Genomic DNA, 15,540 nt, shown 5'->3' on the forward strand with positions numbered 1-15,540 from the left:
GCTAACGTGCTTCCACGTTAAAACATTCGTTATTAGTCAAACATATACTTTAGAGAAAGTACTGTTGTACGACCATTAAGAGGACGTGCACGTACATAGCTTCCTACTGCGGCAGAACCTTCTTCTGATTCAGTAATGATAAACTCATCAGTCGCATTGTTCATGTTAAGTGACACTGAGAACTGGTCGTTTACCCAATAGGTAGCAAATAAGTTTACAAGCGTGTAGCCATCTTGTTTCAGGTCATTATTGTCTTGTACGAAGTACTCAGTAGAGCCTTGTAGTGAAGCACCAACAGACCATGTGTCGGTAACGTACTCTGGAGTAATAGTCCAGATCCAATCCGCTTGACGGCGAGGCGTATTGCCTTCTAATGCAGGGTTATTAACGTCATCGCTAATTTCTGCATCAGTCCACGTTAGGTTACCAGACATGACGAAGTTATCCGTTGCATTCCAGCGACCTTCAAGCTCAAGGCCTGTCGCTTCGTACTCACGCATAAATGTCAGACCGCTAGTTACCTCAGCTTGTGTATCTTCAGTAACCGTGTCGAACAAGGTTGCGTTAACCATTAGGTCTTTTGTACCGTACTTATAACCGATTTCAAACTGCTTCGTTGTGTCGTAACCTGAAGTCGTACTTGTTAGACTGCCGTCTGCATTTAGCGTACCGCCAATTTGTAGCAGACGGTCAGCAATGGCACGGCCACCTTTTGAGTAACGAGCAAAGAAAGTTTGGCTGTCGCTTAGAAGGTAAGAACCACCAATTGAGTAAGACGTGTTATTCGCGCTGTAATCTACGATTTGAGACGCCGCACCGGCGCGGTTTAGATTAATCACACCACCGCTGATAAATCCGCTGTTAGTTGCAGACGCATCTTCAATTTGCTCAATTACACCGTTACCGTTTAGGTCGAAATCAGCATTACCACCACAGCAAGAGCTAATAAGCTCGCCAGAAGCTTCTGTGGTATCGTGACGTACCGACGCATCAATCAGAATGTTGTCCGATAACTCAAAGCCAACGTTCATGTAAGGTGCTTTAGTCACATAGTTAAGATCCCATTCCCAAGAAAGGAAGCTTGCCGACAGTAAGCCATCAGATACTAGCTCTACGCCGTCTGCATCAGTAATCGTTAGTAGCTGAGAATTGTCACCATCAAGTGTTTGAATAAATGTCTGCCAGCTAGACCAGCTTGTCGCGATGTCTTGATTTGAGTAGTAGTAACCAACCGTTAGGTCGATACCGTTATCAAACTCTTTACGCAAGCTGAAATCGTTGATCATGTTGCCAAGGTCATTGATACGCGTGTCAAACTGAAGGTTTGTGAAAGCTTGCCCCGTATATACATCACCAGCGCCAGGACCATTAGCTAGTACCACGCTTGTGCTGTCACAGTTTAGCGCATTGCCGTCACCATCTGTCGCGCCGGCGCAAAGTGCCGAAGCAAAGTTTGAAACATCGCCAGGGCCCGCTGGGAAACCGTCAGTGAACGGCGCGATGAAGCCACCAGAAATATCTGAAATACGGAATTTGTTTAATAAGAACAAATTCTCAGCCACTTCAAGGTCAACTTCTACGCCAAATGAATTTACTTTTGACTCGATACCGTCGCGAACATCACGGTTTTCTGGGTTACCGAAACTGTCGAAAGTAGAAATATTCGTGTTGTAAGCTGAATTCAGTGCTTGCGAGCTTGCATCGTAGCCTGGAACTGGGCCATATTCGCCGTCACCTTTAACGAGTACTGGTGAAGGAAGGTACGTAGACACTTTGTCATCTAAGTTCTTGTAGAAGAAGCGAATGTGACCATTATCAAGCATCTTCGTGATATTAAATTTAACCTGACCGCCTTGGTCGCCGTTGTAACCAGTTTCACGAGGGCCTTCACCGCCACGAGCAAAACCGGCAATATGATAATATAAATCATCAGTGATTTCGCCACCGTAGCGGAAATCTAAACGGAACTCTTCATAGTCAACACCGAATGATGTACCGATAGCACCACCACCTACTTCACCAGTATTACTGATCATGTTGATAACGCCGCCGGGCGAGTTACTTGCAAACGTTGATGCTGAACCACCACGCACTGCTTCAACATTCGCCACTGACCAGTCGTAACGTAGGAAGTTATCTGCGTTACCAAAGTTAATGTCACCATACTCTAATACTGGTAAACCGTCTTCGTGAAGCTGAAGAAATTTAGAACCGCCTGTCGCTAGCGGAATACCACGGATGGTGATGTTTGCGTTACCGCCACCACCAGAAGACTCAGCGCGAATACCAGGAAGAGCGCGGAAAACTTCGGCTGTTGAACGTGGAGCAAGTTTTAAAATATCTTCTTCGTCAAATGCGCTCACAGAAACACTAAGCTTCTTGCATAGTAGCACCGCCAGGTGCAGCGGTTACAACGATTTGCTCAAATTTTTCTTTCGACTTGTTTTCCGCATCTGGCGTTGCAGTTTCTTGTGCAATTACAGACCCTGACAATGCGGTACAAACTGCAAGAGTCAGTGCGTTGAGTGTGTGATGTTTTTTCATGTTTTTCTCCGGCAATGTGTTGGAGTTGTTAAATCCTAAGTAGCCTCTTCCCCTAGACTACTAGGTTTAGTGGCAACACAACAAGCTTAATCGATTAAGAATCTATAACAAAAAAACAACATTGTAAACAACCTGTGAAATATTTATTTTAAAAACACCATTTAGAAAGAGAGACAAATGTTAATAGCCTTATTCTAAAGTCCAATTTTAATTGCTTAACAGGCACTATCACTTCAAATTAAAAACATCGATTAAGATAAATTAACGTATTGGCTTGAACACTAGCAATATGCTCAATGATTTGCTGACTTGTTAGCAGTGTGAACTTGCTAAACTGTGATCTTATTAGACCTATTAATTGAAAAACGTACTATATTGTAGCTGTATATTTTTATGTGTAGGCTGAGATAAAATTAAAAGACGAATAAAATCGAAATGTGTATGTGTATGCGTAACAAACCTTGCTTAGACAAGTAAGTACTACCTATAGGTTTCAAAGGTTGAATAAACAACACGACAATATCTCAAGAGTCGAAATAGAAAGAGACACCACCGACATGCTTTTGGGCAATAGTTTCGTCGGTCTTCTGATGACGATATTCGCGTTTTCAGGCCTTGTTTTTTTCTTTGAAAACGACGAGCCGTCGGTCTTTACACACAAGCTGCAGGTGTGGGTTGCTTTGGTGAGTATTTGTATCGCCCGGCTTGCTGACGCTATCTACTGGCGGGTTAATTTAGCTAATAAAGTATATAACCCTCGCCCTGCTTTAATGAGGTTTTCAACTGGTCTGTATTTGACGGGAGGGATATGGGCCCTATATCCGATTTTATTTTACTCGACTATGACAACCGTAGAGCTTGCGGCAACCATGGTCGTGCTCGCTGCTATGGCAGGGGGAGCAGGTACGGTTCTATCGCCAGACAAAAAGCTTGTAGGTTATTATTCTACGGCACTTCTCGTCCCTATGTCGTTATGCGCTATTACAGATGAAGAGGGCGAGTTTTTTATTTTAGGCGTTTTGGGATTGGTCTTTTGGTTTGGTATTTTTATGAGTGCTTTTCGTTACAACAAGTTTTTCATAAGTACGCTACACCTGAAAGCAAGAAACAACAGCCTAATAGAGCAGATGAAAATTGAGCGCAGCGAAACAGAAAAAGTCAATCAACTTCTTATTGCCTCTAACGAAAAGCTCGATGCCTCAAACGCGACCCTTGAAGCTGAAGTCGAACGACGAACCGCTGACCTCTACCGACTCTCTAATCGTGATCCGTTGACTAATTTACTTAACCGAAATGGCTTTTTAAAATACCTAAATAACTTACTCGATACCACGCGGGCGCTTGATAATTCGCTGGCGCTGCTTTTTATCGACCTGGATGGTTTTAAGCAAGTTAACGACAGTTTAGGCCACAAAATCGGAGACATAGTGCTGGCAGAAATTGCTAACCGTTTGCGCAACTATACAGAAGAAAACCATCTCGGTAGATGGGGAGGTGACGAATTTGTAGCAGTTATCCCCTACGCTAATGTCGACACGGCAAAAGCGGTAGCTCACGCCATGCGCAGTGGTGTCACCATTCCTATTATTGCCAATGATAATCAAATAACCCTTGATGCAACCATTGGTATAGCTATGTTTCCCGAACATGGTGAAACTGCTGTTGATTTGATTCAGCAGGCTGATTTGACCATGTATGATCAAAAGCGCGAACAGCGAGGCTCCATTGGTGTTTTCAGCCAAGCACTTCATCAAGAAATCAAGCGTGAGCAACAACTTTGCGAACGTTTGCGCTGCGCCATCGATAATGGGGAATTTACCGTTTTCTATCAGCCGATTATAGACGTTACTTCAAATACGCCTTCTTCAGTAGAGGCGCTGCTAAGATGGAAATGCGATGATGAAAGTATTTCCCCAGCTGTATTTATCCCACTTGCTGAGCGTAGCGGACTTATGCCGGAAATAGGGGCATGGGTACTAAACCGCGCACTTATCGACCTATCTCACTGGCATTTTAAACAAGGCCTCGCAATATCAATTAATGTGTCAGTCTCTCAACTGCTTGATGATAGCTTTCTTAAAACAGTAGACAATGCACTAAAAACTACACAAATCTCTCCGGCACGGCTTCATTTAGAAATTACAGAGAGCGTTTTCGCTAGCGATAAAGAAGTGGTAAGAGTAAAAGTCAATGAACTCGTCGCGCGTGGCATTAAAGTTTCTATTGATGATTTTGGTACAGGCTACTCATCATTGAGTCGCCTACAGTCAATGCCATGCGATTTTATTAAAATTGACCGTTCTTTTGTACAGAATAGCTCTGAAGAGAGTGATACCATTATAAGGGCGACACTTTTGATGGCAAAAGAGTTTAACTGTAAAACTATTGCAGAAGGGATCGAAACCGAAGAGCAAAAGCTTCACCTTGCTCAGCTAGGTACTGATTACTTGCAAGGTTTTTACTTTGCTAAACCTATGAATGCCAGCGACCTAATCTCTTGGTATAACGAAAATTATTAATCACCATGGCTCAACTTTATTTTTATTACTCTGCAATGAATGCAGGAAAATCCACATCTTTACTTCAATCTGCTTACAACTACCGCGAACGCGGAATGCACTCAATTATCTACACAGCAGCGTTAGATGACAGATACGGCGTTGGCAAAGTAACGTCGCGTATTGGCCTGCAAGCCGACGCTAAGTTATACGCGAAAGATGACAATTTATATGCGTCCATAAGCAAAGATTACGAAGCACGTAAAACCGATTGCGTCTTTATTGACGAAGCACAATTTTTAACTAAGGCGCAAGTAAAACAGTTGGTTGACGTTGTTGATGAATTGGGAGTACCCGTTCTAGCTTACGGGCTAAGAACTGACTTTTTAGGCGAAACCTTTGAAGGCAGTCACTATTTACTGGCTTGGGCTGATAAGCTGTCAGAGTTAAAAACGGTCTGTCATTGCGGAAAAAAGGCAAGTTTTGTTGTGCGTTTGGATGAAAATGGCAATGCCGTAAAAAATGGCGACCAGGTTCAAATAGGTGGTAACGACACTTACGAATCCATGTGTCGTAAGCACTTTAAAGAATTGGTGTGGAGTAAGACTTAAATTTAAATGCACCTAAGCCTTTCGTTTCAGGGTAGTTTCACGTATTGCTCAACTAAGGTTATAAACATAGAAAGCAAGTTACTTCCACGGGCTTGCTTTTTTTACTTAAACATTTAAGCCACTAACTTGCACACTCGCTAACCTGCCACTATTGTTAAATTGCTGTAAACAAAACTGTATTCAAAGCATTTAGCAAGGATATCGCATGAAGCACACAAGCACATTCAAACCTGCACTGGTTGCCATCTCAATCGCAGCAGCGCTGCACGGAGCCTCAGCAATAGCACAAGAAACGAAGGATGAATCGCAAGTTGAAGTTATTCAAGTTTCAGGGATTCGAGGGTCGCTAATTCGTGCCCAAGCAGTAAAGATGGACAATGACTCAATTGTAGAAGCCATTTCAGCAGAGGATATCGGTAAGCTCCCAGATTCGTCCATTGCAGAGTCCCTTGCCCGCTTACCCGGGCTTTCCGGTGAACGGGTTGGAGGGAGAACGTCAGGAATATCTGTTCGCGGGTTTAAAGAGGACTTCACCGGAACTTCACTAAATGGCCGCGAGCTGATAGGTATTGGTGACAACCGTGGTGTTGAATATGATTTGTACCCCGCTGAAATAATGACAGGCGCCACAATTTATAAAACTTCAGATGCGTCGCTAATAGTACAGGGTATCGGCGGTACAGTTGACCTTCAAACAGTACGCCCTCTAGCTGCTCAAGAAACGCTTACCGTAACCGGCGTTTATGAACTCGGAGGTAACGACTCTGACAACCCAGAGTTTGATAACAGTGGCAATCGATTTGCCCTTTCATTTGTAGAAAAATTTGCAGACGACACCGTAGGTCTAGCACTCGCTATTGCTTCAACCGAGTCGCCCAGAAATGAGAGAAAATATGGCGTTTGGGGTTACGGTGAAAATGATGAAGGACAGGTCCTTCCTTTTGGTTTAGATTCGCAAGCAATTAGCCGGGTATTAGAGCGGGATACAGTTTCAGCTATTCTGCAATGGCGCCCTACAGATAGACTAGATATTGTATTTGACACCCTCGATATTGATTACTCTGATTCAGGCGTTATCCGCGGTTTTATAGAACCTTTTGCAGCCGCAAACGTTACCGGCAGCGGTGTAAATAGTTCTGGCACACAGATTAATGCCAACCCTGTGTTAAGAACAGATCCCGCTCAAAAAGACGGTGAGCTTCAAACCTTTGGTTTAAATATAAAATACGACATAAGCGACGACTGGACTGTAATGCTAGATGTCGCAGATAGTGAATCAAGTAAGCGAGACCTACGGGGTGAATCTTATGCAGGCCTCGCCCGCTCTGGCGCGCTTAGCGAAGAGCAACTCGGCTCGCGCCAATTCCAGATGAGTGCCGATGGCATTTTCTTTACTGACAGTAGCGGTCTTGATGCATTTTCTGACCCAGCCTTATTGCAGCTCGCCGGCCCTCAAGTTTGGGGTGGCGGAATGGCTAATATTGCCGATCAATTTGCCACTGATGCCCTGCAAGCGAATGGCCAGCCTTATAGCTATTTCAATGCGCAAGACGGCTTCTTAAACTTCGCTGATTTTGAGGAAGAACTCACCACTGTGCGCTTTGAAGCAGTTGGCTATGTTGACTGGAGCATATTTAATACCTTTACTGCGGGAATTAACTACAGCGATAGATACAAAGCGAAAGACAACAAAGGCTTTTTCGCAACAGCCTCATCGTACCCTTTTTCAGAAGCGATTCCCCAGCAGTATCTTTACAACGGACTAGCCGATCTGACATGGGCGGGAATGGGCAATGTAGTAGCGTACGATGGATTTGCTCCCTACAATGATGGTGAGTACACACTAAACGATGCCGGTCTATTAGAACCAGACCGTTTGGGTGATACTTACACGGTAAATGAAGAAGTCACTACCGTTTACGCACAGCTAGATTTTGAGACCGAAGTGCAGGGCTTCAATGTAAAAGGCAATGTGGGCGCTCAATATGTCCAAACTGATCAAACCTCTTCAGGTTTTATTGGTATTGTCGGACCAAACTTCGCTGTGTGTGATGATGACGGTAATGAGGCAGTCGATGCAGATTGTAGAATAACGGACGGCGATGATTACTCGCATTTCCTGCCTAGCTTAAATATTAGTGTAGAGTTAGATGAAAATCGCTATTTACGCTTGGGCGCGTCTAAAACAATAAGTCGTGCTCGAATCGATCAGATGAAGGCATCGGGATTTGTTAAATTTGATCAAAACATTGAGCTTATTGCCACGGAAAACTCTGAAGAAGCAGTAAGAGAGTTTGGTTCTCCGTGGTCTAAGTTTACAGGAAATCCAACCCTTCGTCCGCTTGAAGCGAATAACTTTGATTTATCTTTTGAAAACTATTTCGATGAAGAAGGTTATGTCTCAGTTGCGCTTTTTTATAAAGACTTAGTTAACTGGACCCGTGACGGTAATCAACTCATCGACTTTACAAACGATGTCACAAACGAAGGCGCAAACTACTTTATTCCAGGGTTTCACGACAGAGTGATAGATGTGGCTGGCAATTATGGTCCTCAGGATACGCCTTATGAAGTGGGCGACTTGGTAACGCCACCGGATCAGGGGTTCTATTCATTCTTCGAAGACGGTCTTGAAGGTGAAATGAAAGGTATTGAGCTGACGGCCAATATTCCATTGAGAATGGTGGGGGATGTACTGGACGGCTTTGGTATTGCCGCTTCAGCAACTATTTTAGATGCTGAACTCGAAGATGGCACAGCTATTCCCGGTCAATCTGACAATACATACAGCATTACGGTTTACTACGAGGCTAACGGATTCGAAGTAAGGGTAGCCGCTACAGACCGCTCAGAGTTCCTTACTTATCAACGCGGGGGCTCCAACAAAATTGAAGCTGCTACGCGGGATGCTGTCACCCAGGTCGATGCACAAATAAGTTATGACTTTGCAGATAGTGGCATTGAATATTTGGAAGGACTAAGAGTTTCCCTTCAAGGCGTTAATCTGACTGATGAAAAGGAAGAAACCATTGATGATGCAGGCATTGTTACGCTCCGCCGGGAGTTTGGCCCCTCATATATGCTTAATTTAAATTACGCTTTCTACTAAAAAACACTGGGCATATCGGACCTTGCTACAGGTTAATAAGGCGCACTTATCTCGGGCGTCTTATTAACCTTTTCGAGAAAATTTCTTTAAACAGTTTCTCCAGCGCGAAGCTCAAAAGGCAAGGTACTTTTGGTAGAAACCATGCTAAGTAAAGCTTTGGTTGCTTCAACACCTTTACTTGCACTCGATTGACATACAGTAGTTAGGCTAGGTCGAGCACGCTCGGCTTCTTCGATTCCATCAAACCCCGTTATTTTAAGCTCTTCTGGGACCTTAACTCCCATATCTAATGCTGAGTTAAGTAACTCGAGTGCGATGATATCACTCATACACAAGACAACATTTGGCCTGGGAGAACTGGTCAACACTTCTTTGGCTGCCTGCCTGGCAAAGTGTCTATCACTTTCTGGAAGGTGCCATATACGCTCATTGCTTACCGTAATATTTTTTTCTTCCGCAGCCTTCAAATATCCATCAAGACGGCGGTGGGCAATTGAGCTATCTACATCAATCAATGGGCTATCATAGATACGACACGTAGAGGGTGAATCGATAAGACGCAGCCCAAATATTGCCACGTTATCACCCTCTTTTAATGCATGGGACGCAACCCGATAAGCCGCTTCTTCGTTGTCGATATTAATCGACGGCTTATCTTCAATATCAAAATCTACCGTAACAACCGGCTTCGGAGACACTGCTAATTCTTTTACCAGATTATTATTGCGAGGCTGACCATAGCAAATAAACCCGTCAACAAAATCTACTACATCAAGAAGGCTGTTTGAATCACCCGCGTAAAGTAATAAGTGCTTACCATTCTCTTGCAGAGCAGATGAGACCCCTTTGATAAATGTGCTAGCTACTGGGTCGCTCACCATATAGGAGATACTGTCGGCGAGCACTAGAGCCACAATATTTGAAGTGCCCTTCCTTAGAATTTGCGCGGCCTTGTTTGGCCCACTGTATCCAATCTTTTTACACTGCGACAAAATTTCTTCGCGCTTCGCTTTGGATAATTGGTCTGGACGATTAAACGCGTTTGAAATGGTTGCCGTTGATACGCCTAACTGCTCAGCAACATCTTTTAGGGTTAGTTTCGTTTTATTCATTGTTATAAGCTCTTTTAACGAGACTTACTACCCTGATCAAAATAAACAAAGGGTAGCAAGCTTGCGCTTCGACTACCCTTTGACTATACCATTAACTTAAACGTTTAACGCGCAATTTAGTCGCTAATTTGACGCCTAAGTATAAAAATACATTGAGAAGCTTAATTTTAAGAAGTTCTCTTTCTACCTTGTGCCGAAAATTTTATCCCCGGCATCACCGAGACCTGGCAGTATATAGCCTTTTTCATTCAGTCTTTCATCAATAGCAGCTGTGAATATATCGACATCGGGGTGAGCATCAACTACGGCTTTGATGCCTTCAGGTGCAGCAACAAGAAACAACCCCATTATTCGACGGCAGCCTTTCTTTTTGAGTAGATCAATAGTTGCGATTAACGTTCCCCCGGTTGCAAGCATAGGGTCGACAATCAGTGCAGTTCGTTCGTCGATATTTTTAACTACCTTATCAAAGTAAGCAACAGGCTGAAGGGTTTCTTCATCGCGATAAAGCCCAACCACACTGATTTTCGCATTTGGAATTAGCTCTAATACACCTTCTAACATCCCCAATCCGGCGCGAAGGATAGGCACTACCGTAATCTTTTTCCCTTTAATTTGTCTTACTTCTACCTCGTCGCCTGACCAGCTTTTAATTGTAGCTCGCTCTGTCGGCAGTGTTCGCGTTGCTTCATAGGTCAGCAGATTTCCCACTTCAGAGGCAAGTTCGCGAAAATCTTTGCTACTAATTTTGGCATTTCGCATAAGCCCTAATTTGTGCGCAATGAGAGGGTGGGTAATTTCATGAACGGCCATGTAAGACTCCTAGTAATCGATTTCATGCTATTTTAACCCAGCCGTACTTGAGTTAAAGCGATTAGTCGTAAAAATATGTTTATTCAATGCTTTGAAATTCCATTTTTTACTCTAGACAGCACTCATAATTGCTTTAACCTAGAGTTGCAGCTTTCAATATCCATATATATCTATTATGGAGCCATTTAGTAACCCTATGCGATATTTTCACATTCGTTTCGCTGGAATTTAGGGATATATTTCTATTGGTAATTCGTGAGAACAACGGGAAGTACAGTTCTTTCATAAAGCCTGCTTAAACTCACTTTCTAAAACCATGTTTATCTATTTCAAAAGGAATTGTTTATGCCTTACGCTAAACGTTTTCGTTATCTTGCTATAATCGCACTCAGTTTTTGTACTCATAATGCGTTCGCACAATGGGAACAAATTACGCCTCATAATGAAGTTGTCGTATCTGTACCTGGCGGTGGAGAGAAAACCGCTTACCCATCATGTTCCCTTCCCGCTTTACCCGGGCCTGAAGGGTTAGCTCCAAATCCATTTTCGTTTTATTTCGAACAGGGCGAGAGTGACAATTTACTGATTTACTTTAACGGTGGAGGCGCATGCTGGGATGACGCAACCTGCCTTGCTTCGATGCAGCTCGAGTTCGACGACAACCCTATGTCACGGGCCGCCTATAATCCTTCAGCCGTAATCGAGAATACGCCTTTTATTTCGGGCGGAATATTTGAGGATACGGAAGAAAACCCTTTTCAAACTTGGTCAAAAGTTTTCATTCCTTACTGTACTGGCGACTTACACTTGGGCTCTAAAGATACGCAGTATGTTGACGAGCTTGGAATCGTTACAGGCCTACCAGGGGCAGAAGTTACATTAAGACACCGTGGCCACGACAACGCGCTAGTTGTTATGCAGTGGATTAAAGATAAACTGAATAATGATGATTTATCACCTAATAAAGTGTTACTCAGTGGAAGTAGTGCCGGTGGATACGGCGCTACATTCAACTTTCCCTACTTCCAATCGCTGTTTGGACACACCAAAGTAGCGCTTTTTGCTGATGCATCCCTAGGCGTTATTTCAAAAGGTTTTACGCAAACAGTGCTGAATTATCAAGGCCCGTGGGGTATTGAAGACACACTTCCAAGAAATTTCCAACGTTTAATAGGTAACTTTAACTATCTAACCCTCAATAAACAGGTGATGTTGCGACTAGCTTATCAGTACCCTTGGAATCGCTTTGCCCAGTATTCAACTGGAACTGATATTGTTCAAATTCAGTTCTCTAAAATTTCAGACCAGGTTTCCAGAGGCAATTTAGATCCAACGACATGGGGCGTAACAGAATCTGATTTAGGGTACATACTTGGCTGGCAGCTTCAAGCTAATGCATCAGTTCATGCGCTCTCAGCATTCACTTGGAACTACCAATTTTATCTCGGAGAAGGTACGTGCCACATGGTGCTAAACGATTTCTGTGAGGACAATGCATTCCCAGTATCGTCGCCTAGCCCATTCTACAATGAGCAGAGTGCACAGGGTATTTCCTTTAACGAGTGGCTATATACGTTCGCTACATCACGTCGCTTTAGAGAAAATAGCGCGGCATATTATCAGTAGAATACGCAGCGCAAATTCTTATTAGCATTGACCAAGAATATGGCGAGTCCAATCCAGTAGCGGTTGGATTAGCCATCTTTAAGACGAAGACTTGTTGGTTAAAATTTAGCATTTTTACAGCAAAAGCCCCTTCTCCGCTACCCTACTTGTAATGTAGCACCATCTGGCATAGTCACTTCAATTTTCATATTTCCGCCAACGGCTGCTAAATATGCTGCTGCGCGTTGAAGTGAAACGTCCTGAATGCGTTTTGATTCCAACTTGCTCACGCCAGAAGCTGTGACCGATAACGCCATTGCTACTACTTCCTGTTTAACTCTGTGCTGCTTTCTTATGTCACCTAGTGTAATTTCTTTCATTGTCTTTTACCGAGAATTTCGGGCATTAAAAAAGCCCAGATGGTGATACCTTCTGGGCTTTTGCAAAACGTTTTTACCTGCAGTGCCCAGAAGCCAATACTTGCCCCTGAACACCGACGGTCAGGTGCAATCAGTAATTAAAATTATAAAAATAACCAGTTGAAACGTTTCGCATAATAATTCTCTTTTTACAATGTACTTGTACAAACGGCATTCTGCCGAGACTAAGTGAAATAGTTGGGCTAATAACTATTCTGTGAAAACAGTAGCCGCCTCGTGTCACTTATCCTTAACCATACCATGTAGATAAGCAATAGCAATGACTTTCCAAAAAGGAAAGTCCGCAAGGCAAGTTGAAAGCCGCCGTTTTAGGAAACAGACGAGCTTAAGCAAGTGACTTCAGAACCTACCTTTGCTTGTTTAAGCGAAGCGAGAAAGCGCGGTACAAGATCGCTCCTCTCTTCAGGAGACCAGCTTGCAAACCCTTTGTCATCCGTCACTTCATACGGTCCTTGCTTAACTTCCATAAATACCACTGGGCTAGAGCACACAGTTGTATGCCAGGTATTAGGTGGAATTTCGATTCCACTTGTTTCACCATTTCCCGCTAACGTTACTCTTTCTGTAACTACGCCTTCATCGTTGAAAAATAGAATATCTAACTCACCTTCCATTACCATGAAGAACTCCCACTTGTGAGGCTGCACGTGTCGATGGGGCCGTACGTAAGAGTCTGGCATCATGGCAATGAAAAGACGCTGAACCATATCAGTGTAAGATTTGTGAACGTTAAAATTAACTCGCCGGCGAGGGCTCTCTGCCGCTTTCTGTTTTAACTCACTAAACAATGCTTTATCAAAATACTTAATATCGTCCAACGTCATTTCCTAACTATTGCTTGGGTATTGCATCAAAGCCTATCGCTTCTCCCTCTTACTGCGCAAGCATCGAAAGCCATCATTTGTTTCTCTTCATTCTACGGCTTTGTTCTTGACGCTTCTCTTCTCGTTTTTCTTTCCGATCTTTCTTATCTGGCGTCAACGACCCTGTTTTGAATTTTGCTTTACGCTTGGCCTTCGCTTCAGCTTTCTTCGCCGCTTCAATAGCCATTTCCTCTTTTTCGACTTCCAGCATTTCCGGTGTCTCTAGCGTTATTCGCCCCAACTTACCCGACTGCAGTTCTTTAAGCAGGATCTCGCATATTTTGTGAAGATTTACGCGGCCACCCGCTTGAATCGCTCCACGCGTTTTAGCGGCGGCTTCTAAAAATTCAATTTCAGTGTCGGGCAGCTCGGTTAGCTTATAGCGCTCTTTCATTACCTCTGGGTACGCTTTTATAAGGTAATCTGCCGCAAAAAAACCGACATCGTCGTATTCCATGGCGGTGTTTTTAACAGCACCTGATGAAGCTAACCGGTAAATAGAATGTGGGTTTTCAAGCTTAGGCCACAGAACTCCCGGTGTATCAAACAAGATAATACCGCTGCCTAAATTTATGCGCTGCTGGCTTTTCGTTACAGCTGGCTCGTTGCCTGTTTTAGCAATGATTCGGTCGGCTAAAATATTAATTAGCGTCGATTTACCCACGTTAGGTATACCAGTGATCATAGCTTTAATTGCTTTAGGCTGACCCTCTTTATACGAACAAATGCTTTTAACCAGCTGCATAATTTGCTTGCTGTTGCCCGGGTTATCGCTAGAGGTCGTAATCGTCTTCACGCCGCGCTCTTTCTCTAAGCTCTCCTGCCAGCGCGCAGTAATTTCTGGGTCTGCAAGATCGTACTTATTAAGAATTTTTATACAGGGCTTGTCGCCGCGTATTTTTGCAATTTCAGGGTTTTCACTGGAATACGGAATACGTGCGTCAAGCACCTCAATGAGAATGTCTACTTGATTAAGCGACTCTTTAATTTCTTTCAGGGCTTTGTGCATGTGCCCTGGGAACCATTGTAATGCCATGGTTGTTTCCTATCGTAATCGAGTTGAGAGTGCGTGCTTAACGGGTTAATTCATAGGCGCAAATATTTACAGCGCTGGCTAAGTTTAACGAGTCAATTTTACCGCTTCCCGCAATGGTATACGCCGTTGCGTTTAGCCGTGATAGTGCGTCAACAGGCACGCCACGGGCTTCGTTGCCAAACAGATAACACTGGTAATCACCAAAGGAGTTAGAGGTGATATTACTACCACTCATATCCAGGAAGGCGAAACGTTCGAACCGCTCGCCTAGGCTTTCAAGCGCTACATTTAATTCCATGTTTACATGGAAAATAGCCCCCATACTTGAGCGTACAACTTTCGAGTTATAAGGGTCCACACTGTTAGGGCTTACTAATAGCGTAAAATCACCAAACCACGCTAGCGTTCTTAGTATGGTGCCTAAGTTGCCGGGGTCTTGAACTTCATACAAGTAAATGTACTTTTCGGCACTGGATTTTTTTGCTGAAATGTTGGTTTGTGACCGCTGTGAATTCAACGCGGAGTTAGGAAGTGGAACGCGAGCAATAATACCTTGAGGTGACTTAGTATCGCTGAGTTGCTGCATTTGTTGCGACGATACCGTTTCTATCCTCACACCTTCAAGCTTTATAGCATCGTTAGAGGCAGGAAGTCTTTCTTTCACCCACGCCTCATACTCAGCCGTTACATAAAGGGTGATATCACCCAATGTACTGCTGTCATGCTGAGCAACGTTAATTAACTCTAAAACTAAGTGCTCTCCTTCCACCAAATAGAATCCGAACTGCGTTCTAAATTTCTTTTGATGAAGCTTTTTCACGTCACTTAGTTTCATTTGCACTGCCCTTTTTATAACTTTCGGCGCAAGTTTAAGGTAAGTTCAGGAAAAGGCAAGGTGACAATTTACCT

The 15,540-nt window shown here is 43.6% G+C and carries 12 protein-coding genes; 4 read left to right on the forward strand and 8 right to left on the reverse strand.

Translation table 11 applies throughout. The annotated features are described in order from the left end of the window. Nucleotides 1–32: 32 nt before the first annotated feature. Both ACYX4M_RS01150 and ACYX4M_RS01155 read right to left on the reverse strand, forming a co-directional pair. Entirely contained in the window at nucleotides 33–2,363 is a 2,331-nt protein-coding gene (locus tag ACYX4M_RS01150; RefSeq protein ID WP_476081534.1) for a TonB-dependent receptor domain-containing protein, read from the reverse strand. 7 nt (nucleotides 2,364–2,370) lie between these two features. Then, nucleotides 2,371–2,544, reverse strand: coding sequence for a hypothetical protein (locus tag ACYX4M_RS01155; protein WP_476081535.1), 174 nt, complete (start codon nucleotides 2,542–2,544; stop codon nucleotides 2,371–2,373). 500 nt (nucleotides 2,545–3,044) lie between these two features. Between ACYX4M_RS01155 and ACYX4M_RS01160 the strand changes: the two genes are divergently transcribed. The 3 genes from ACYX4M_RS01160 (at nucleotide 3,045) to ACYX4M_RS01170 (ending at nucleotide 8,762) form a co-directional block, all read left to right on the forward strand. Then, complete coding sequence (locus ACYX4M_RS01160) at nucleotides 3,045–5,063, forward strand: putative bifunctional diguanylate cyclase/phosphodiesterase (RefSeq protein ID WP_476081536.1); 2,019 nt, start codon at nucleotides 3,045–3,047, stop codon at nucleotides 5,061–5,063. A gap of 5 nt (nucleotides 5,064–5,068) precedes the next feature. After that, nucleotides 5,069–5,653 (forward strand): thymidine kinase, encoded by a 585-nt coding sequence (locus tag ACYX4M_RS01165; protein WP_476081537.1) that lies wholly within the window; start codon nucleotides 5,069–5,071, stop codon nucleotides 5,651–5,653. Between the two features lie 205 nt (nucleotides 5,654–5,858). Continuing rightward, nucleotides 5,859–8,762 (forward strand): TonB-dependent receptor, encoded by a 2,904-nt coding sequence (locus ACYX4M_RS01170; protein ID WP_476081538.1) that lies wholly within the window; start codon nucleotides 5,859–5,861, stop codon nucleotides 8,760–8,762. Nucleotides 8,763–8,848: 86 nt separating this feature from the next. Here the strand turns inward: ACYX4M_RS01170 and ACYX4M_RS01175 are convergent, their stop codons facing one another. Further along, on the reverse strand, nucleotides 8,849–9,874 hold the full coding sequence (locus ACYX4M_RS01175) for a LacI family DNA-binding transcriptional regulator (RefSeq protein WP_476081539.1): 1,026 nt from the start codon (nucleotides 9,872–9,874) through the stop codon (nucleotides 8,849–8,851). Between the two features lie 183 nt (nucleotides 9,875–10,057). Continuing rightward, the gene (upp, locus tag ACYX4M_RS01180) at nucleotides 10,058–10,687 is read right to left on the reverse strand and encodes a uracil phosphoribosyltransferase (protein WP_269917486.1); all 630 of its coding nucleotides are present in this window, start codon (nucleotides 10,685–10,687) and stop codon (nucleotides 10,058–10,060) included. A 345-nt stretch (nucleotides 10,688–11,032) separates the two neighbouring features. On the opposite strand from upp, the gene ACYX4M_RS01185 reads away from it, so the two are divergent. Further along, nucleotides 11,033–12,313 carry a pectin acetylesterase-family hydrolase gene (locus ACYX4M_RS01185; protein WP_476081540.1) on the forward strand — a complete coding sequence of 427 codons (1,281 nt, stop codon included), beginning with the start codon at nucleotides 11,033–11,035 and terminating at the stop codon, nucleotides 12,311–12,313. 137 nt (nucleotides 12,314–12,450) lie between these two features. Here the strand turns inward: ACYX4M_RS01185 and ACYX4M_RS01190 are convergent, their stop codons facing one another. The 4 genes from ACYX4M_RS01190 to ACYX4M_RS01205 form a co-directional block, all read right to left on the reverse strand. Beyond that, a complete protein-coding gene (locus ACYX4M_RS01190; RefSeq protein WP_014950268.1) occupies nucleotides 12,451–12,672 on the reverse strand; it encodes a helix-turn-helix domain-containing protein in 222 nt (73 codons plus the stop codon). 368 nt (nucleotides 12,673–13,040) lie between these two features. Next, nucleotides 13,041–13,550: a WbuC family cupin fold metalloprotein gene (locus tag ACYX4M_RS01195; protein WP_476081541.1), complete on the reverse strand. Its 510-nt coding sequence runs from the start codon at nucleotides 13,548–13,550 to the stop codon at nucleotides 13,041–13,043. 79 nt (nucleotides 13,551–13,629) lie between these two features. After that, nucleotides 13,630–14,631: a ribosome biogenesis GTPase YlqF gene (gene ylqF, locus ACYX4M_RS01200; RefSeq protein WP_476073986.1), complete on the reverse strand. Its 1,002-nt coding sequence runs from the start codon at nucleotides 14,629–14,631 to the stop codon at nucleotides 13,630–13,632. Between the two features lie 37 nt (nucleotides 14,632–14,668). Then, entirely contained in the window at nucleotides 14,669–15,466 is a 798-nt protein-coding gene (locus ACYX4M_RS01205; RefSeq protein WP_476081542.1) for a TrmH family RNA methyltransferase, read from the reverse strand. Nucleotides 15,467–15,540 lie beyond the last annotated feature (74 nt).

Source organism: Alteromonas sp. ABV4_150, assembly GCF_056311745.1.

Bases quoted from the DNA above. Each gene is read 5' to 3' on its own strand.
- ACYX4M_RS01155 (WP_476081535.1), bottom strand. From the start codon at position 2,544: ATGAAAAAACATCACACACTCAACGCACTGACTCTTGCAGTTTGTACC.
- ACYX4M_RS01165 (WP_476081537.1), top strand. From the start codon at position 5,069: ATGGCTCAACTTTATTTTTATTACTCTGCAATGAATGCAGGAAAATCC.
- ACYX4M_RS01170 (WP_476081538.1), top strand. From the start codon at position 5,859: ATGAAGCACACAAGCACATTCAAACCTGCACTGGTTGCCATCTCAATC.
- ACYX4M_RS01175 (WP_476081539.1), bottom strand. From the start codon at position 9,874: ATGAATAAAACGAAACTAACCCTAAAAGATGTTGCTGAGCAGTTAGGC.
- upp (WP_269917486.1), bottom strand. From the start codon at position 10,687: ATGGCCGTTCATGAAATTACCCACCCTCTCATTGCGCACAAATTAGGG.
- ACYX4M_RS01185 (WP_476081540.1), top strand. From the start codon at position 11,033: ATGCCTTACGCTAAACGTTTTCGTTATCTTGCTATAATCGCACTCAGT.
- ACYX4M_RS01190 (WP_014950268.1), bottom strand. From the start codon at position 12,672: ATGAAAGAAATTACACTAGGTGACATAAGAAAGCAGCACAGAGTTAAA.
- ylqF (WP_476073986.1), bottom strand. From the start codon at position 14,631: ATGGCATTACAATGGTTCCCAGGGCACATGCACAAAGCCCTGAAAGAA.
- ACYX4M_RS01205 (WP_476081542.1), bottom strand. From the start codon at position 15,466: ATGAAACTAAGTGACGTGAAAAAGCTTCATCAAAAGAAATTTAGAACG.